General features: G+C 62.2%; 17 protein-coding genes. 8 read left to right on the top strand and 9 right to left on the bottom strand.

Annotation, left to right across the window (positions count from 1 at the left end; translation table 11 throughout):
* The first annotated feature begins 1 nt into the window (after position 1).
* Positions 2–5,161, top strand: coding sequence for a DNA polymerase II large subunit (locus ACERJA_RS18190; protein ID WP_373609642.1), 5,160 nt, complete (start codon positions 2–4; stop codon positions 5,159–5,161).
* A gap of 220 nt (positions 5,162–5,381) precedes the next feature.
* On the opposite strand, the gene ACERJA_RS18185 is transcribed toward ACERJA_RS18190, so the two are convergent.
* Entirely contained in the window at positions 5,382–6,290 is a 909-nt protein-coding gene (locus ACERJA_RS18185; protein ID WP_373609641.1) for an alpha/beta fold hydrolase, read from the bottom strand.
* 509 nt (positions 6,291–6,799) lie between these two features.
* Between ACERJA_RS18185 and ACERJA_RS18180 the strand changes: the two genes are divergently transcribed.
* Positions 6,800–7,705 (top strand): ketopantoate reductase family protein, encoded by a 906-nt coding sequence (locus ACERJA_RS18180; RefSeq protein WP_373609639.1) that lies wholly within the window; start codon positions 6,800–6,802, stop codon positions 7,703–7,705.
* An 81-nt stretch (positions 7,706–7,786) separates the two neighbouring features.
* On the opposite strand, the gene ACERJA_RS18175 is transcribed toward ACERJA_RS18180, so the two are convergent.
* Both ACERJA_RS18175 and ACERJA_RS18170 read right to left on the bottom strand, forming a co-directional pair.
* A complete protein-coding gene (locus ACERJA_RS18175) occupies positions 7,787–8,146 on the bottom strand; it encodes a NifU family protein (RefSeq protein WP_373609638.1) in 360 nt (119 codons plus the stop codon).
* Positions 8,147–8,232: 86 nt separating this feature from the next.
* A complete protein-coding gene (locus ACERJA_RS18170) occupies positions 8,233–8,550 on the bottom strand; it encodes a DUF5783 family protein (protein WP_373609637.1) in 318 nt (105 codons plus the stop codon).
* A gap of 163 nt (positions 8,551–8,713) precedes the next feature.
* Here ACERJA_RS18170 and ACERJA_RS18165 point away from each other — a divergent pair, with 163 nt between their 5' ends.
* Both ACERJA_RS18165 and ACERJA_RS18160 read left to right on the top strand, forming a co-directional pair.
* Complete coding sequence (locus tag ACERJA_RS18165) at positions 8,714–9,103, top strand: hypothetical protein (protein ID WP_373609636.1); 390 nt, start codon at positions 8,714–8,716, stop codon at positions 9,101–9,103.
* 207 nt (positions 9,104–9,310) lie between these two features.
* Positions 9,311–10,066 (top strand): PHP-associated domain-containing protein, encoded by a 756-nt coding sequence (locus ACERJA_RS18160; RefSeq protein ID WP_373609635.1) that lies wholly within the window; start codon positions 9,311–9,313, stop codon positions 10,064–10,066.
* A 5-nt stretch (positions 10,067–10,071) separates the two neighbouring features.
* Here ACERJA_RS18160 and ACERJA_RS18155 read toward each other — a convergent pair whose 3' ends face one another.
* The 5 genes from ACERJA_RS18155 to hemC all read right to left on the bottom strand — a co-directional run bounded on the left by ACERJA_RS18155 (position 10,072) and on the right by hemC (position 14,807).
* A complete protein-coding gene (locus tag ACERJA_RS18155; RefSeq protein WP_373609634.1) occupies positions 10,072–11,568 on the bottom strand; it encodes a DHHA1 domain-containing protein in 1,497 nt (498 codons plus the stop codon).
* Positions 11,569–11,637: 69 nt separating this feature from the next.
* Complete coding sequence (locus tag ACERJA_RS18150; RefSeq protein ID WP_006065256.1) at positions 11,638–11,997, bottom strand: hypothetical protein; 360 nt, start codon at positions 11,995–11,997, stop codon at positions 11,638–11,640.
* Between the two features lie 108 nt (positions 11,998–12,105).
* A complete protein-coding gene (locus ACERJA_RS18145; RefSeq protein WP_373609633.1) occupies positions 12,106–12,849 on the bottom strand; it encodes a uroporphyrinogen-III synthase in 744 nt (247 codons plus the stop codon).
* Positions 12,846–13,682, bottom strand: a complete 837-nt coding sequence (cobA, locus tag ACERJA_RS18140) for a uroporphyrinogen-III C-methyltransferase (protein WP_373609632.1) — start codon at positions 13,680–13,682, stop codon at positions 12,846–12,848. Before cobA ends, ACERJA_RS18145 begins: the two co-directional genes overlap by 4 nt.
* Entirely contained in the window at positions 13,683–14,807 is a 1,125-nt protein-coding gene (gene hemC, locus ACERJA_RS18135; protein ID WP_373609631.1) for a hydroxymethylbilane synthase, read from the bottom strand.
* A 135-nt stretch (positions 14,808–14,942) separates the two neighbouring features.
* On the opposite strand from hemC, the gene ACERJA_RS18130 reads away from it, so the two are divergent.
* From ACERJA_RS18130 to ACERJA_RS18115, 4 genes are all read left to right on the top strand, one after another.
* Entirely contained in the window at positions 14,943–15,308 is a 366-nt protein-coding gene (locus tag ACERJA_RS18130; protein WP_373609630.1) for a group 1 truncated hemoglobin, read from the top strand.
* A gap of 100 nt (positions 15,309–15,408) precedes the next feature.
* Positions 15,409–16,221: a prephenate dehydratase gene (gene pheA / locus ACERJA_RS18125; protein WP_373609629.1), complete on the top strand. Its 813-nt coding sequence runs from the start codon at positions 15,409–15,411 to the stop codon at positions 16,219–16,221.
* 83 nt (positions 16,222–16,304) lie between these two features.
* Positions 16,305–16,763 (top strand): peroxiredoxin, encoded by a 459-nt coding sequence (locus ACERJA_RS18120; RefSeq protein WP_373609628.1) that lies wholly within the window; start codon positions 16,305–16,307, stop codon positions 16,761–16,763.
* Between the two features lie 99 nt (positions 16,764–16,862).
* A complete protein-coding gene (locus ACERJA_RS18115) occupies positions 16,863–17,282 on the top strand; it encodes an Hsp20/alpha crystallin family protein (protein WP_373609627.1) in 420 nt (139 codons plus the stop codon).
* A 62-nt stretch (positions 17,283–17,344) separates the two neighbouring features.
* On the opposite strand, the gene ACERJA_RS18110 is transcribed toward ACERJA_RS18115, so the two are convergent.
* The gene (locus tag ACERJA_RS18110; RefSeq protein WP_373609626.1) at positions 17,345–17,770 is read right to left on the bottom strand and encodes a hypothetical protein; all 426 of its coding nucleotides are present in this window, start codon (positions 17,768–17,770) and stop codon (positions 17,345–17,347) included.
* Between the last annotated feature and the right edge of the window lie 18 nt (positions 17,771–17,788).

Genomic DNA, 17,788 nt, shown 5'->3' with positions numbered 1-17,788 from the left:
TATGCGCGAGGAAGATACACGGTACTTCCAGCGCCTCGAGTCCCAGTTAGACGAGGCGTTCGACGTCGCCGAGCGGGCCAAACAACGCGGTGGCGACCCAGAACCCGAAGTCGAGATCCCGGTCGCCAAGGACATGGCCGACCGCGTCGAGAACATCCTCGGCATCGATGGCGTCGCCGAGCGAGTGCGTGAACTCGAGGGCCAGATGTCTCGTGAGGAGGCCGCCCTCGAACTCGCGAAAGACTTCGCGGAAGGGAGAGTCGGTGATTACGAGACGAAAGCAGGGAAGATCGAAGGCGCGGTCCGAACGGCAGTCGCGCTCCTGACTGAGGGTGTCGTCGCTGCTCCCATTGAGGGGATCGATCGGGTCGAACTCCTCCAGAACGACGACGGCACCGAGTTCGTCAACGTCTACTACGCCGGCCCGATCCGTTCTGCGGGCGGGACGGCACAGGCACTCTCCGTGCTCGTGGCCGACTACACACGCGCGCTCGTCGGTGTCGAACAGTACAACGCTCGACAGGACGAGATCGAACGCTACGCCGAAGAAATCGCCCTCTACGACAAGGAAACCGGTCTCCAGTACACGCCGAAAGCGAAGGAGGCCAAATTCATCGCGAAGAACCTCCCGATCATGCTCGACGGGGAGGCCACCGGCGACGAAGAAGTCTCGGGCTTCCGTGATTTAGAGCGCGTCGACACCAACAGCGCCCGTGGTGGGATGTGTCTCGTCCTCGGGGAAGGGATCGCGCTCAAGGCCCCGAAGATCCAGCGCTACACCCGGAACCTCGACGAGGTCGACTGGCCGTGGCTCCAGGACCTGATCGACGGCAACTACGCTGCCGATGACGGCGCTGCAGACGGCGAGGACGCCGACGAAGACGACGGCGACGACGAGTCGGACGAAAGCGACGCTGACGAGCCCGAGTCGGCCGACGACGCTGCCGACGAATCCGACGGCCCGCCTCGAGCCGAGCCGTCGACGAAGTTCCTCCGGGATCTGATCGCCGGTCGGCCGGTGTTCTCCCATCCGAGCGCCAACGGTGGCTTTCGGCTCCGGTACGGCCGGGCGCGCAACCACGGCTTTGCGACGGGCGGCATCCACCCCGCGACGATGCATCTGGTCGATGACTTCCTCGCGACGGGAACCCAAATCAAGACCGAACGCCCCGGCAAAGCCCACGGGATCATCCCAGTCGACAGCATCGACGGCCCCACAGTCAAGCTGGCAAACGGCGACGTCCGCCGGATCGACGACCCCGAGGAGGCCCTCGAGATCAGAAACGGCGTCGAGAAGATCCTAGACACCGGCGAGTATCTGGTCAACTACGGCGAGTTCGTCGAGAACAACCACCCGCTTGCCCCCGCCTCCTACGTCTCCGAGTGGTGGATTCAGGACATGGACGCCGCGGGTGCAGACATACAGGCACTCGAGGACGACCCCCGAATCGACCTCGAGTTCCCTGACGCCGAGCAGGCCCTCGAGTGGGCCATGGCGTACGACGCTCCGCTCCATCCCCAGTACACCTATCTCTGGCACGATCTCTCGGTCGAACACTACTGTGACCTCGCAGCGGCCGTTGCCGACGGCCGGGTCGAAGATGATGCCGACGGCGACGGCACGCTCGTCCTCGAGTACGGCGAGTCGACCGCGGTGGCACTCGAGACGCTCATCATCGAACACCGCCAGCGCAAAGACGCGGGGCAGATCGAGATCGATGACTGGCGACCGTTCGCCCGCACGCTGGGGTGTGAGCCCCGACAAGCGGCCACTGATGGGGCGACACTCGACCCCGAGGGGCACGAACAGGCGTCGACAATCGAACTCGAGCGCACCTGGAGCAGCGACGACCTCTCCGAGCGCGCTCGCACGTGGGGCCACGAGGCCGAGGGCGACAACGCCATCGAGGCGGTCAACGAGGTCGCCCCCTTCCAGGTCCGTGAACGCGCGCCGACACGGATCGGCAATCGGATGGGGCGGCCAGAAAAATCCGAACGGCGCGATCTGAGCCCGCCGGTCCACACGCTGTTTCCCATCGGCGAAGCCGGCGGCGCACAGCGCAACGTCGCTAACGCGGCCAAACACACCGAGACGATGTCGGACACGCCCGGCGTCGTCGAGGTGCAGATCGGGCGCCAACGCTGTCCGAACTGCGAGACGGAGACGTTCAAGAACCGCTGTCCTGACTGTAACACCCGGACGGTCCCCGACTACCGCTGTCCCGACTGCGACCAGCGAATCGAACCCGACGAAGCCGGCCGCGTCGAGTGTGGCCACTGCGACCGCGAGGCCACCTGTGTCGAATCCCGCGAGGTCGATATCCACGAGGAGTATCGCGCCGCCCTCGAGTCAGTCGGCGAACGCGAGAACGCCTTCGAGATCCTCAAAGGCGTCAAAGGACTCTCTTCCGCAAATAAAATCCCCGAGCCCATCGAGAAAGGGGTCCTGCGCGCGAAACACGACGTGAGCTCGTTCAAAGACGGCACTGTCCGCTACGACATGACCGACCTGCCCGTCACGTCGGTCCGAGCCAGCGAACTCGATATCGACGTCGGGCAACTCCAGGCGCTTGGCTACGAAGAAGACATCCACGGCGACCCGCTCACCCACGAGGACCAGCTGGTCGAACTCAAAGTCCAGGATATCGTCCTCTCGGATGGTGCAGCCGAGCACATGCTCCAGATCGCCGACTTCATCGACGACCTGCTCGAGCAGTACTACGGCCTCGAGCGGTTCTACGAGTTCGAAGACCGACAGGACCTCGTCGGCGAACTTGTCTTCGGGATGGCACCGCACACGAGCGCGGCAACTGTCGGCAGAGTGATTGGGTTTACGAGCGCTGCCGTTGGCTACGCTCATCCGTACTTTCACGCCGCCAAGCGACGCAACTGCTTCCATCCCGAGACAAAAGTCTGGTATCAGGACGAAGCCAACGAGTGGCATCACGAACCGATCGAGACGCTCGTTGAAGACCGATTAACTGATCCCGAACAGGACGACTTCGGAACGCTCGTTCAGGAACTCGATGGGACTGTCACCGTTCCGTCGATCGATGATACCGGAAGCCTTTCACAAAAGCCGGTCGAAGCGGTCTCAAAACACCCGGCACCGGACCATCTCGTTCGCTACGAGACGCGAAGTGGCCGTGAAATCACGCTCACTCCTGATCACGACGTCCACGTCTACGAAGATGGAGAACTACGGTCGAAACGGGCGTCTGAACTCACGACGGCGGATCACGCGGTCGTCCCCGAACATCTCGACATTGTCGATACAGACAACGAACCGCACACCTTTGACCTGCTCGAGGAATTCCTCGATATCGATACTGTCGACAGTTCTCGGCTGATGATCAAAGGACTCGAGAAGGACCGATTGTATGAACGCTTCGAGGAGACGATCAGCCCCCAGTGGGACGGTGCGTTCTATCCGCTTACGAGCACGGCCGACTACTTCGGACTGAACAAGAAAACGTTCAGTAACTATCTGTACCGGGACAGTTTCCCTGCTGATCTGCTGCTCGACCTGTTCGACTCTCGCGAGGAGTTCCTCGAGTTCGTTCCGGACGACGTCAGTCTCGGGATGCGACACGACCGGACCGAAATCGATCGACACGTTACACTCAACGAACGCGTTGGAACGTTGCTGGGATACTACGCTGCCGAAGGATTCGCCCGAGCACAAGCGACGCCGAAAGGCACGATCCATCAAACGACGATCTGCGGCACTGAAGCCGAGGCTCGCGAGTTCTACGTCGACGTGCTTCGGGACGAGTTCGGTGTCGAACCGTACCACGAAAACGACGCAAAAGTAACCGCTTCGGGGCGACTGCTCCGTGCGTTCTTCGATTCGGTGCTCGAGGCGGGAATCTTTGCCGAGACAAAACGCGTTCCACAGCCACTGTTCGATGCAGCCGACGGGATTATCGCTGCCTATCTTCGAGGCTATTTCAGCGGCGACGGCGGCGTCGATGCAAACGCGCTGTTGGTCTCAGCAACCACAGTCAGTAGCGAACTCAAAGAAGACCTCCTCGCATTACTGAGTCGGCTCGGAATCTGTGGCCGGGTTACGATCACCGACCCGGTTCCCCTCTGCGAGAAGTTCCCGGAATTCTACGAAATCGACGATCCGTCGATGACCGCGACGTCGTACGTCCTCGAGATATCGTCCGAGGACGCGATGCAGTTCGCTGAGACTGTGGGCTTCCATCTGTCTCGAAAGGACAGCCGATTGCAGTCACACGTCGAGAATACCGTGCCAACGGGCCGTCGCGTCTTCGACGGCGGTGACGACGCGTATCTCGTCGAATCGATTTCGTCGGTCGACTATGTCGAATCGACTGTCGACTCAGTGTACTGTCTCACTGTTTCCGAGACACACTCCCTCGTCGCGAACAACATGTCTCAAAAGCAATGTGACGGCGACGAAGACTGCGTCATGTTGCTGCTCGACGGATTGCTTAACTTTAGCAAATCGTTCCTCCCTGACCAGCGCGGCGGCAAGATGGACGCCCCCCTCGTCATGTCCTCGCGAATCGACCCCTCCGAGATCGACGACGAGGCCCACAATATGGACATCGTCTCGCAGTACCCTCGCGAGTTCTATCTGGCGACCCGAGAGCAGGCCGATCCCGAATCTGTCGAGATCCAGATCGGCGAGGACACGCTCGGCACCGACGGCGAGTACACCGGCTTCGAGCACACTCACGACACCACCGACATCGCGATGGGGCCCGACCTCTCGGCGTACAAGACGCTGGGTTCGATGATGGACAAGATGGATGCGCAACTCGAGCTCTCGCGCAAACTCGAGTCGGTCGACGAAACCGACGTCGCCGAGCGGGTCATCGAAGGTCACTTCCTGCCGGATCTGATCGGCAACCTCCGTGCGTTCTCACGACAGGAAACCCGCTGTCTCGACTGTGGCGAGAAGTTCCGGCGGATGCCGTTGACCGGTGACTGCCGCGAATGCGGTGGTCGGGTCAACCTCACCGTCCACGAGGGGTCGGTGAACAAGTACATGCAGACGGCGATTCAGGTCGCCGAGGAGTACGACTGCCGCGATTACACGAAACAGCGCCTCGAGGTCCTCGAACAGTCGCTCGAGAGCATCTTCGAGAATGACAAGAACAAGCAGTCGGGCATTGAGGATTTCATGTAGCTTGTCTCGAGGGCACGCCTTCGAGAGACTGCGGCGCTCGTGATCGGGCGGCCCTTTCGACGCTGCGGCCCTCGTGCAGTTTGACAGCGTGTACCTCCGGAGGGCCGTAAGAACTCACGTTAGTCGACGCTCACTCCCGGACAGACAGCCGGTTTCGTGACCGAATCAGTCGTCTGGACTCTGTTCGGTCAGTGCCGGAAACTCGGGACAACAGCCCGCCTCAGTCGCTGGCTCGAGTCAACCCCGGAATCTGTCCTTTCGGATACTGTATCTGTGGAGTGTGTCGATGATCCGGGAGCCACTCGCGGAGACTCTGGTTGAACCGTTTTGGCCGTTCCCGTGGGGTCCAGTGACCACAGTTGCCTACCAGATCCAGTTCGGCGTCGGGCAGTCGCTTCGCGGCGCGGATCGACCAGTCGACGGGGACGAGCGGGTCGTCTCTGCCGTGGACGAGCAGCGTTGGGACAGTCAGTGACTCGAGGTCGTCGACGAAGTTCGTCGCGACGCGGCCGTTGAACGAGAGTTCGTTCCGCTGGAACTGCTTGAACGCCTGGATCGAACCCGGTTCCATGAGCTTTGTCCTGACGTCTTCGACGAACGGCTCGGGCAGTTCGCTGGCGTCGGCGACGAGACTATCGAGGACCATGCGAACGCTCTCACTCGAGACGCTACAGGCGATCTTTCCGAACTCCGTGATGCCGGGGATCTGTCCGAGCATCTTCCAGGGGAGCGCACTCGGAAGCCGGCCGCCGAGGCCGTAGCTATCCACGAGCGCCAACTGCTCGACGCGGTCGGGATGTCTGAGCGCGTAGCCGAGCGTTGCCCCGCCACCCATCGAGATGCCAGCCAACGAGACGCGCTCGTAGGGGAGCGTCTCGAGAAAGCCCTCGAGAACGTCGACGTACGTCTCGAGGGTGTGAGAGACACTGCCCGTGCTGTTGCCGTACTCTGGCCAGTCGATTCCGTACACCTGGTAGTCCTCGGCGAGGGCATCGATGGTGTGTCGCCACGAGACCGTTGCGTCGTCGATTCCGGCACCGTGACAGAGGACGACCGGCGGGCCGCTCGTTCCCGCCCGTCGGTAGGCGATCCGGCAGTTGCCGACGGTAGCGACACCGGTTCCGGTCATCCGTGGGACACGCCATCTCCGTGATGGCCAAGGGATACCGGCTCGTCGAGCTGCTTTTGACTGCTGTGACTATCCGTAGAGCGGGCTGAAGAACGCAGACGTGCCGATCGTCCGACACTGCCGTCGGCCATGCCATCGTCGGTGGCCGATCGGGCTCCCCCCCGGACTGATTCGAGACAACGCGGTTCGACTGGAAGCGCCCCGACGGCCGCTCCAGTGGTGCGACCAACTATCACGACCACCTCTCTATAGGCAGGATGTATATTGTTTTCTATTACCATGGGCAAGAATGTCACGTATTCGACGAAATTCCCCACTCGAGTCATGGTTGTGTTCATATTCTATATAGCGAGTATCAATTTATCGAAACACGATTCAGAACAGTCTCGAAAAGCGTGCGTGGAAAGCTGGCGGTTGACTCGGTGCTCGCCACGGCTCATCGCCGAACCCAAGAGTGAATCTCACCGAAGACAAAACCCGTTTCTATCGCGCTTGCGTCGATATACGCCATGGAGATCGTCGTCTTTGGTGCTGGGAGTCTCGGGAGTCTCATCGGCGGTGCGCTCGCGTCCGTTCGGTCTAACGACGTCACGCTCGTCGCGCGTGACCCCCACGCCAGCGCCGTCCGTGAGTCGGGACTCGAACTGCGTGGCGAACTCGAGGCCACGACTACCCCGAACGTGACGACTGACGGGCGAGGGCTCAAGGCCGAGCTGGCGATCGTGACGGTCAAAGCGTTCGACACCGCTGTGGCCGCCGAGACGCTCGCGACAGGGTCGTATGACGTCGTCCTTTCCTTACAGAACGGGATGGGCAACGAGGAGACGCTCGCTGACGCGCTCGCGTGTCCAGTCCTCGCCGGAACCGCTTCTTACGGTGCGATCTTGCAAGAACCAGGCGTCGTCGAGTGTACTGGCATCGGTGATGTCGTGCTCGGTGCCCGGATGGGTGGTCGCTCGGAGCCTGGGGATCGGATCGGCGACCTGTTCGCTGCGGCCGGCCTCGAGACGACCATCGCCGAGGATATGCCCCGGCGGCTCTGGGAAAAACTCGCTGTCAACGCGGGGATCAACGCCATCACAGCGCTGACGGATACCGAAAACGGAGCCGTCCTCGAGCCGCCGGCAGACGCCCTCGCACGGGCGGCGGCCCGCGAGACCGCACGGGTCGCTCGCTCGTGTACCGTCTCGCTCTCGAACCGAGCGGCTATCGCCAGCATGGAGTCCGTCGCGACCGATACGGCCGCGAACACGTCCTCGATGCGCCAGGACATCCTCACAGAGCGCCGCACCGAGATCGACGCGATCAACGGCTACGTGGTCGACCGAGCCGCCCAGCAGGATCTCGAGGTCCCGACGAACCGGATCCTCACGACGCTGGTGCGGACGTGGGAACGTGGCGTTGGCGTGCGTTGACTCGCTTTCAGAGTCGTCGACGCAGTCGTGAGTGGCACCGCTGGTCGGTGTAATAAACAACAGTATCGGGGCTCGAAAACGTTAGAACGGAGCTTCGGGGCCTTCGTCCGCTTCGCCGTCGTCGACGGTTTCGCCGGGGAAGGATGGGCTCATCCCACCCATGTCGTCGCCGCCGCCCTCGCCGCCGGTGTGTGCGTTGACTTTTTCGATCTCGGGGATCTCTTTGACCATTCGGCTCTTGATCGCCTGAATCGTCATCGGCGAGATACCACAGCCACTGCAGGCGCCACCGAGTGCGATACTGACCTCACCGGACTCGCGGTCGAGATCCTGAATCGCCGCGCTGCCACCGTGCATCTGAATCTGCGGGAAGTTTCGCCGCAGGAAGTTCGCGACGCGCTCCTCGAGGTCGTCCCCGTCGTTCTGGGTCTCGGTACTCATAGGCCACCCTTGGGTGTGCGCACCCCTAAACCTTCCGTCATCCGCAGTCGCTCGCCGACAGCGATGTCGGCTTGCGCCGGCTGTCGTTAGTTAAATCCGAAGATCCGCTTGAGTTCGGTTTCAATCTCCGCGACGTGGCGCTCGAGGACCTGCTCGAATCGCTCTTCTTCGACGACCACGCCCGAAAGCCGCCCATACGGTTCGTCGGGAAGTTCGATTCGGAACTCACCATCCCCCTCGTAGAAGGGTTCGCTCTCGTTGAGCACCTGCTGGTCGATCGCGTGGACGAGCTCGGAGTCGTAGTTGTCGTTCATGCGGTTGAACGCGTTCTTGTACGCCTGCTGGAGTTCGGGAAAGTAGTTGGCGTACTTGTCTTCGAATTTCTCGGGATCGAACTCTACCATACTCGAGCGGACGGCAAGCGACGACAAAAGTCGGACGATCGGTCGCCCGTATTCTCCATCCCGCTGGTACTATCAGCCCGTTGACTCAGTATGGGCCACCTACATACGGACGATGCGTACGCAAGCGGAACCAACACTCCGTCGACGCTCCTCAGGACGCTACATGTCCCCTGATCATCCCCCAATCCCACGTAACAAACTCCCTCCCGGATGGGGGCCTGCTGACTGCTGTGACGGACAGTTTTCGTATCGTCACAGCCAGCCACCGCTCGAGCTCGTTGCGGATCGGACTGCTGCTGACCGATCTCACCCCGGACTCGGCCTCAGCCGCTGTTGGGAGCTTCGCTATCGGTACTTCCTTGCCGATCAGTCGGTCGCCGAAGCGATCGGCCGTGTCTCAACTCGCCGGGCCGCAATCACGGGCATGCTCGAGTGTATGCACCACGTACACGAACGTGTCGACGAGCCGGCCGGTCCCGGAGAGATACGGGATGTGCTCGAGCAGGTTCGGCTTTCAGATGTCGTTCCTGATACCCTCTCACCGATGAAGTGAGTCGGGCACACGTGGTCGTCAACATGCTATTAGTATAGCAAACAACTGATTACCGCCGTCAGAAGCTGCGTGCCAGTATCGAAACACGAAGCTAATAAAGTGTATAATGCGATATTGAATTAGGGCTGTTCCCGGACGACCACCAGCGGAGCGCTTATACTTCCATCAGCGGAATGGGTACTCACAGACGCCACCCGACATGGTCCTATGACATCTCAGATCCCATTTGCTATCGACTTCCACGTCCACTCGGATGATTCATACGACGGTCACGAACCGATCGAACTCATCCTCGAGCACGCAGCCGATATCGGCCTCGATGGAGTCGTTATCACTGACCACGACGAAATCGGCGAGTCACTTCGCGCCGCAGAACTCGCACCGGAGTACGGACTGGTGGGTATTCCTGGTGTCGAGGTCTCGACTCGACACGGCCATCTGCTGGCAATCGGTGTCGAACAACGACCGGATCCGGGTCAGCCATTCATGCAAACCGTCGACACTGTCCGTGAACTGGGCGGGATCGCGATCGTGCCACATCCGTTCCAACGGAGCCGCCATGGCGTCCGCAAACGTCATATCAAAGATGCCGACGCGATCGAGACCTACAACTCGATGGTCTTTACTGGCTACCGAAATCGTCGTGCCCGGACGTTCGCCCGGCGACGTGACTATCCCGAGATCGGCGCGAGCGATGCCCACTACCTCCCAAACGTCGGTAAAGCCTACACCGAGATTCTCGTCAGTCCCAACGCTTCGAACCCGACGAAAGCAGATATCGATGGCGACGACCTCGTCGATGCCATTCTCGAGGGTCGCACCCAGATCCGAGGAAAGCGAACCCCGATCCACAAGAGCACGGTCCAGTACGCCAAGGGAGCCGTTCGCAAATCGACGTACCTGCTGACCTCGCGGGCGCCCCTCATCCCGACAGTTCCGGCGTCGATGGACCGCTCGAGATAACCGGCTCAGGAGAGCTGCTCGCCGATGATTTCGTCGGCGCGTTCGATGAACTCCGTTTCGGCCCCCTTCGGAACCGTCGCACCGGCAGCGACGTCGTGACCGCCGCCGTCACCGCCGACGGCGCGTGCGGCCTCGCCAACGACGATGGAGAGATCGAGCCCTTTTCGGACGAGACTGTGGGTGCCACGGGCCGAGACTTTGACGTGCTCATCATCCTTGTCAGCGAACGCGATGATCGGCTTCGATCGACTGATTCCCTGGTTTCCCATCGCCATCCCGGCGACGATGCCAACGATCGTCTCGCGGATGCGATCGTCCGCGTGAAACCACTGGAGGGTATCCTCGTGCGTGACACCCTCTTGTGTGACCAGGTCGATCCCTTCCGAGAGGTTGCGCCGGTGATCGCGAAGGAGCTTTCGAGCCCGATCGAGCGCGTCGCCCCGGTCCCCGAGGCAAACCCCAAGACCAACGTCAGCGCGCTCGTAGCGGGCGGTCGCGTTGAGCAGCGTCGAGAACTCGCTTGCATCCCGTAACTCGGTGCCGACGGGTTCGTTGGGGAGGACATACGCCGTGCTGACGAGTCCGTCGATCTTTGTCGCGGGGACGCCACTCGAGACGGCCCGCTTGACGAGTGCGCTGGCGACGGTCTGTTTTTCGTCGTTTGTGAGGCCAGCCCACCGGCGCCACTCGCCGTCGCGTTTCAATTCGAGATCGAGTTCGTCCAGAAAGCGCAGCGCGCCGTTTTTATCGTTCGAGATGCCGGGAATGTGGACGTCGGTTGCGTACTCGAGTAGTTTCGGCAGGGGGCGGGTCTGCTTGCCGTAGAGCGCGAGATCCTTGCCGGTCTCGAGAACGCCGGCATCGACGCCTTCGGCGACGATTTTTACGTTCGCACCGTGGAGTTCACCGCCAGAGGCCTGCATATCGCCGACAGCGCCGACGACGGCGAGCGCGGCGAGATCACTGTTGTCCGAGCGGGCAGCAGTGGTTGTTCCGCCATCGGTCGCGACCGGCTGGTCCGGCTGTTGGTCTGCGACCGCGGCGAGTGCGCGTGCGAGGACGTAGCTTGCGCCGGCACCCGAAAGCTCTGAAGCGCCGTTGATGCCGAACAACAACGGGTTGAGGTGATAGTCGGTCTCGATACGGACCGACTCGCCGTCGTCGTCGACCGTGGCCGGCTGGTGGTGGTCTGCGATGACGGGGGTAAACGCGCTGTCGGCTTCGTACTCGCTGATAATATCGAGTTGGCCGCTCCCGAAGTCGGTAAAGAGAACCGTCTCGTACTCCGTGGCCGCAATGTCGGCGATCGCGTCTTCGTCGAGTTGTTTTTCGAAGACCGTTTCGAAGGGGATCCGTGCCCGCTCGAGTGCCTGGGCGGCGATCGCAGCGCTGGTCAGCCCGTCGGCGTCGATATGTGAGGCCAACAGGACGCGGTCGGCTGCACAGAGCCGCGTTGCACAGCGTGTCGCACAGTCTTCGAGTTCGGGGATCGGCCCAGCCATCGAGCTATCGTTGGGCCGGCTTCGCTCATAAAGCTGCGGTCTGGCTCCGGCGTCACTCGAGTCCAGTCGCTACAGCCCGAGGAGTTCATGCGGTGGTTCACGAGCGAGCAACAGGACGATGTTGTTCGCTGCAAACACGACGTACAGGAGGACGACGCTGACGACGAACCGAACGTCGAGTGGCTCCGAAAGGACGTGGCCGATTACGACCACGACCCCGGCATAACAGACCGCCGCGAGCACGACGCCGGGCAGGCCAAACAGCCCGTAGAAAAAGACGGTGACAGGGTTGAGTTCGGTTGCGTACGGAACGAGAAAGAACAGCGTCGCAGCAACCGTGTCGATACTCCAGAGGATGAAAAACGCGACGCGGAGCTCGATGGACGCTGGTGGATCGAGTCTCCGCGTGAGCGGCGTTGCGACAGCCATTGGTAGGTGATTCGTAGGCTCGAGCGAGCGTGAGGGCACAGCTTGCGAGCGCTGGTTGGAAGAAAATAACACACATTCGTTCGGCTGCGCAACCCGAACGAGCCCTATCTATTCGCGAGTCGCCCGGGCGGTCTCGAGCGTTTCGCGCGCGAGTGCGTCGAACGTAGCCTCCTCGGGGACGACGTCGACGTCGATCCCCAGTGTGTCAGCGGTCTCGGCCGTCGGCTCGCCGATGACACCGACCGTGACATCGGTGAGTCCTGCGAGTGTTTCCTCGCGAACGCCCCGTGCGGCGGCGGCTTCGAGGAAGTGTTCGGCGGTCAGCGACGAGGTAAAGCAGGCGGCGTCGAGGCCACCTTCGGCGGCCAACTCGGCTGACCCACCGCTTTCCGCGGGGCGGACCAGTCGGTAGAGGGTCGTTTCGTGGACGTACGCACCTGCATCCTCGAGTCCCTCGAGCAACACCGGGCTGCCGTGGTCGCTGCGAGCGACCTCGATGCGTGCGCCGTCGACATCACCCTCGAGGGTGGCGACGAGGCCGCTCGAGGTGTACTCCTCGGGGACGATGTCGACAGTGTATCCTGCATCGGAAAGCGCGTCGGCGGTTGCGGGGCCAATGGCACAGACGGTGGCATCGCCGGGCTCCCAGCCGGCCGCGGAGACGAGCTCCGCGCCGGTCTTGCTCGTGAGAATCACATAGTCGGCGTCGGTTCTGGGTGTCGCGTCGGTTGGGTCGACTTCCAGCATCGGATCGGCGACGGGAGTCGCGCCGAGTTCCTCGAGCAGGTCGACGGCATCGGCAAGTCGGTCGTCGTCCGGGCGGAAGACAGCGACGGTGGGTGTGTCACTCATCGTGGCTCGTGGTTCATATCCTCGGTTGCGTCGTCGTAGTCGTTCCGAAGGAACTCGACGACTGATTCGCGAGTGCTGGCGACGCCGCCGATTATCGTTACTGCGGGTGGCGAGATGTCGTTTGCATCGCGGACGTCGACGATGGTCTCGAGGGTGCCCGTCGCGACCTGTTGGGTCGGCCACGTGCCGCGTTCGACGAGTGCGGCCGGCGTCTCGGAGGCCATCCCGCCCTCGATCAGCGCCGCCGTGTACTCGGGCAGCCGAGTGACACCCATCAACACGATGATCGTGCCGCCGGCGGTGGCCAGCGCTTCCCAGTCGACGGCCGACTCCGGTTTGGTGGGGTCTTCGTGGCCGGTGACAAAGGAGACCGAGGAGGCGTGATCGCGGTGGGTAACCGGAATGCCAGCGACTGCGGGGGCGGCGATCGCCGACGTAATCCCGGGAACGACCTCGAAGGGAATCCCGTGGGCAGCGAGATATTCGGCTTCCTCGCCGCCGCGGCCGAAGACGAACGAGTCGCCGCCCTTGAGTCGGACGACGTTCTGTCCGTCGCGAGCGAGTGCGACCAATCGTTCGTTGATCTCAGACTGTGGCGTCCGATTGCCGTGCGCGCGCTTGCCGACGTCTTGACGGTTCGATTCGGGAACCATGTCGATGATCTCCGGACCCGGGAGCTTGTCGTGAAGCACGATGTCGGCGTCCTCGAGCAGGCGCTGGGCTTTGACGGTCAGTAACTCGGGGTCGCCAGGGCCGCTCCCGACGAGATAGACGGTGCCGAGTTCGGTGTGGACTGTCTCATCTTCCACACCGGGTTCGTCCGACGCGGGCATCTACGCCCCCTCTTGTGTCTCTTCGTCGTCAGCGTCGCTCTCCATGCGGGCTTGCTCGATCAGGTCCGCTGCGCCACGGTCTGCTAGATCGCGGGCGAACTCGCGAGCGGCCTCCGCGTGGCGTTCGATCGGCAGATCCCGGCTCCCAGTCACCGACTGCTCACCGTCTTGGTCGAAAACGGTGACCGTCGCATGGACGTGTTCGCCCTGGACGACCGCGTAGATACCGACTGGCGCGATACAGCCCCCACCCAGCTCCGCGAGGATCGTTCGCTCGACCGTCGTCTCGACGCGACTGCGTGGGTGATCGATCGCGGACTGGATATCACGAGCCGTTTCGCCGTCGGTCGCAGTCACTGCGAGCGCCCCCTGCCCCGGTGCTGGGACGAATGTCGATGTCGGCAGCTCGTAGGCGTCGACGTAGTGGTCGAGGCCACTCCGCTCGAGGCCGGCCTGAGCGAGCACGATCGCGTCGTACTCGGTCTCGATCTCGCGGCCCAGCGCCTGCTTTTCGAGCTCGGAAAGCCCGTCGAACCATTCGTCAGTGGTCTGGTCGAACTCAGGCTCGAACTCTTCGTTGCCGGTGTTCCCCTTGCGCTCTTTGTCCGCTTCCGTCCGTTCCTGGTGTTCGGCCTGCAGTGCGGGCGCGAGCAACTTCTCGAGGCGCGTATCGACGTTCCCGCGCAGCGGCTCGACCTCGAGGTCGGAACGCTCAGAGAGCAGTTGGGCCCGCCGTCGCAGACTCGAGGTGCCGACGGTTGCGCCCTCGGGCAACTCCTCGAGCGTCGCCCCGTCGGGCGTGATGAGCAGATCTCCCGGTGGCCCGCGTTCGGGCACCCCGGCTGTCACCAGCTCTGTGGGCTGTTCGGTCGGCATATCCTTCATCGAGTGGATCGCTCCGTCGAGGTCGCCCTCGAGGACGCGTTCGTCGAGTTCACGGACGAACGCGCCGGTTTTTCCCAGTCGGTGGATCAGTTCGTCTTTGATCTGGTCGCCCGTGGTGTCGACGGTTACGAGTTCGACCTCGTAGCGTCGATCCTCCAGCGCCTCCTGTACCAGTGAGGCTTGCCGCCGGGCAAGCGTGGACCCCCGTGTCGCCAATCGCAACGTCCCGCGCGTTCTCATAGCCATGAGTCTGCGCTTGGGGTATGAAAAGCGCACGCTTATCGGACGCCAGTCATCCACCACGGCGACGAGTTTCAGTTTCGAACACATGTTCGACGGGAAGTTTATGTAAGTTACCCTGGTTAATTGGTTCAGATGTCGAACACACTCTACGATCGACTCGGCGGCCAAGAGGCCATTGCGGCGGTTGTCGACCGATTCTACGACCGCGTCGTTGCGGACGAACGAGTTGCACACTACTTCGACGACGTCGACATGCAACGACAGCAGGCCCACCAGACCCAGTTTCTCAGTGCGGTTGCGGGCGGTCCCGTCGACTACACGGGTGCTGACATGGCTGCCGCACACGACGGCCTCGAGATCACGAAACCCGACTTCGATGCGATCGTCACCCATCTCGAGTCGACCCTCAAGGAGTTCGAGATCGACCCCGACGATCGGAACGGGGTTCTCGCTGCTGTCGGTGAGTATGAGGACGCCATCGTGACAGCGACAGCCTGATCGACCGCCGGTGGGGGTGGGACAAACCGATGGCTCGAGCCGTCCGCTCCGGCACGCCGGACCCGAGGTCTTTTGATGCCATCCCCGGTATCACAACCCAATGACTGCAGTTACGCTTGGTCCCGAAGGAACGTACTCACACCGGGCAGCCACGGCGATCGCCAACGGCGACGAGATCGACTTCCGCCAGTCGGTCACGGCAATCGTCGACGCCGTTGCCCGTGGCGAGCACGACCGCGGTGTCATTCCGATCGAAAACAGCATCGAAGGCAGCGTCACGGAGAGCCTCGATGCGCTCGCGGAGTACGACGTCGCCGTCGTCCGCGAGATCGTCACGCCGATTCGACACGCCTTGCTCGCTCAGGGGCCAGAGTTCGAGACGATCGCCAGTCACTCCCAGGCGCTGGCGCAGTGTCGTTCCTATCTCGACCGCGAGTATCCCGACGCCACGCTCGAGGCTGTCGCGAGCACGGCACAGGGTGTCGAGTTCGCCCGCGAAGATCCGTCCGTTGCGGGTATCGGCCACCCCGACAACGGCGGCAACGGCATCGACGTGCTTGCTGAGGACATCCAGGATCAGGACTCGAACGCGACGCGATTCTTCGCGCTTGCACCCGCTGAAGAGCGCTCGAAAGGCGGCGGCAAATCCACGCTCGTCGTCTACCCGAACGCGAACTACCCCGGCCTGTTGCTCGAGCTGCTCGAGCCCTTTGCCGACCGCGATATCAACCTGACGCGGGTCGAATCCCGTCCCAGCGGCCAGCGACTGGGCGACTACGTCTTCCACATCGACATCGAGGCCGGCCTCTACGAGGCGCGGACGAAAGAAGCGATCGAGGACTTAGCGGAGTTGGCAGAGAAGGGCTGGGTCCGTCGGCTGGGTTCGTACGATACCGAACACGTCGTCGGGTAGCGTTGAGCGACCGAGCCAGCGCCTGACCCGGATCTCCCACGGAGATCGGAAACTGTTTTTTGTCATCTTGCGGGAGTACGACCATGCCACTCACTGCAGGCGACGACGCGCCGACCGTGACTGCACCGACTCAAGACGGCGAATCCATCACTCTCGAGTTCGACGAGCCCACAGTCGTCTACTTCTACCCGAAAGACGACACCCCCGGCTGTACGATCGAAGCCAACCAGTTCCAGCGCGAGCGCGAGACCTATCAGGATGCCGGCGTCGACGTCTACGGCGTCTCGATCGACGACGTCGACTCTCACCGGTCGTTCTGCGAACAGGAGGGCCTCGAGTTCGATCTGCTGGCCGACCCCGACGCCGAGATCGCCGACGCGTTCGACGTCGAGTTTCGGGACAGCGGTGTGACCAAGCGGACGACGTTCCTCCTCGCCGACGGCGAGGTCCAGACCGTCTACGAGAACGTCGACCCAGACGGCCACGCGCGCGACGTACTTCTCGATGCGATCGATGACGGACTGGTGACGCTGCCGGAGTAACGTTCTCGAGGTTGAGGTCGAATCGCGCACGTTCTCAAGGTTCGTTTTGACCTCGAGGGGCGGGCAGAATTTATCCCACTCGGGGTCGTAGATCTGTGTATGCGAGGAAATCCGTTCGAGGAAATCGAAGAGATGCTCGACCGCGTGAGCAAGCAGGTCGAAGAGGGGATGACCAGCGGCGGGCTGCAGGTTCCCGGCTCCGTCCCGGTCAACGTCGTCGACACCGACGAGGAGTACGTCGTCACGGCTGATCTGCCGGGCTACGAGACCGACGACATCGAACTGACGCTCTCGGAGGGAACCCTCCGCCTCGACGCCGAACGCGAGGACGACCACGCACACGAGGGTGACCGCTACCTTCGACGCGAGCGGACCCGAACGTCGGTGAGTCGCCGGATCCGGCTGCCTGAACCCGTCGAGGAGGAGTCGATCACGGCAGGCCACGAGAACGGAGTGTTGACGGTTCGACTCCCGAAAGTCACAACCGGCGAGACCTCCAGAGAGATCGATATCGAGTAGCCAGCCCTAACACCGAACGAGACCAACCGCACTGGTGTTGGTCGCTTCCCGGCAGCCGCCATCTACCGCTCGCTCAGGTGCCGTTCGATCGCAGTTGCCCCATCGCTGAACGCCGCGATATCCATACTGTCGGTTGTCAGGAGGACGCCGACGTCGCCGACGAGTTTTCTGACGACGAACCCGTCGCCGTGAACTCGAATCGTAAACGAGTACGGCCCGAGTTCCGCATTGCCGTCAGTCGCCAAAAGCGCGCTTCGGACGGGTGCTTCTACAAAGCCGACGGACTCGAGATCCACGAGCGGTGATTTGGCGCGTCGTGCATCTTCGTGGGAGTGGTAGATACCTTGTCTAACATAGAGGATATCGAATTCGGACGGTGTAAAGTAGATGACACACCGAAGCTCATCGCCAAGCCCTGTCCGGGCGATACTCACGAGTTCGTCGGCCAGTGCAGTGTCGATGTCAGTGGTGAATCGCTCTTGGCTCATCAGGACGGATATGCCGCC

The organism is Natronorubrum sp. A-ect3, assembly GCF_041821125.1.
GTDB lineage: Archaea > Halobacteriota > Halobacteria > Halobacteriales > Natrialbaceae > Natronorubrum > Natronorubrum bangense.
This window is presented reverse-complemented; position numbering and strand designations above follow the sequence as displayed.